Origin of the sequence: Paenibacillus kobensis NBRC 15729 (genome assembly GCF_004000825.1) — a bacterium.
Lineage (GTDB): Bacteria > Bacillota > Bacilli > Paenibacillales > Paenibacillaceae > Paenibacillus_T > Paenibacillus_T kobensis.
Map to the genome: position 1 here is coordinate 1 of NZ_BILZ01000138.1, position 1,311 is coordinate 1,311.

The 1,311-nt window shown below is 49.0% G+C and carries 2 pseudogenes; both read right to left on the reverse strand.

Annotated elements, in window-relative coordinates:
- A pseudogene (locus tag PKO01S_RS28460) lies at window positions 1–497 on the reverse strand (sugar ABC transporter permease); the annotation flags it as partial.
- Window positions 498–596: 99 nt separating this feature from the next.
- A pseudogene (locus PKO01S_RS29010) lies at window positions 597–1,311 on the reverse strand (sugar ABC transporter substrate-binding protein); the annotation flags it as partial.

Genomic DNA, 1,311 nt, shown 5'->3' on the forward strand with positions numbered 1-1,311 from the left:
AGGCCCAGTCGCATCAACACGTCGTTGACGATACCGTCTTCAATCGACAAGGAAGTCGCGACGATACCCGTTACGATAATCCATGACAGGAAGTGAGGCAAATAAGAAATCGTTTGAATGAAACGTTTTGTGAATTTTTGTTTAACTTCGTTCAGCATCAGTGCAAGCACGATTGCCGTTACGAATCCAAGCACCATATTAATAACGCTCATCGCAAGCGTATTTCTCAATACTTGAACAAACACTTCGTCTTGAAACAGGAATTTAAATTGATCGAATCCAACCCATTCTTGGTCAAACACACTCGCACCTGGTCTATACTGCTGGAAAGCCATCAACCAGCCCCAGATTGGGACATATGCGAACAAAATAACAAGTACCACTAGTGGAAATGACATCAAAATCAGCTCGCGCTGACTCCACAGCCGCTTCCGGAACGCGGCGGCTTTTCGTTCCGTACCTACAGCCGCTTCTCCCTTAAGAACCGTTTCTCGCATGCTCTCCGCCCCCTCGCCCATTTTCACGTCTATGTCTCGGATGTAATAAAAAAGGAAGGCCCCGAAGGAACTCCTCGTGCCTTCCTTTTATTCGTTCAATTATTTTTCAGTGCTGCCGTTGCTGGACGACCACGTATCGGCACGCCATTTCAGCTGCTCATTGATGCGGTCTTCGTAAGCCTTAATGTCAACTTTACCCAACGCTTTAACATAATCCGCCCATGCGCTTTCGAAGCTTTCAGGCTTCGACATGATGATCTTAGGCAGATGTTTCAAAGCAAGGTCTTCCATCTTCGTGCTTGCGATTTTAGCTGGGGAACCTTCGACAAGGTCGATGCTCCAAGCTGGGTACGACACACGGTTTTCTGGCGGCGACGAGAACAGGTCAGATGGCAGTTTAGCGCCGTAAGCTGCATATACTTCTTTGTCGAAGTCTTTTTGGCTCGCGATGAACTCGTCTGGCTGGCTGCCTGCGTCCGTTGCGTTGCCGTCGGAGTATTGACCTTCGAGCTTCGGCAGGTATCCTTGCAACGATTGGGCTTTGTTCGCCGCTTTCCAATCCGCGTTGTTTTGTTGATCGCGCATCTCTTGCGTACGAGCGAATTTGCCGTCTGGGTTTACGATATAGTCCTCGCCTTCGATACCCCAGTTCAGGATTTTGGACCATTTCTCGTCCAGCATCGTGTCGAGGAACTTGATGATCGCAACCGGATCCTTCGCATCTTTCGAAATACCGAAACCGTTATTCAGGTTGAGCGCTGGACGGTCGAGGTAGTAGTCCTTAATCGAAGCATCATACGTCAGCGGAATGCCG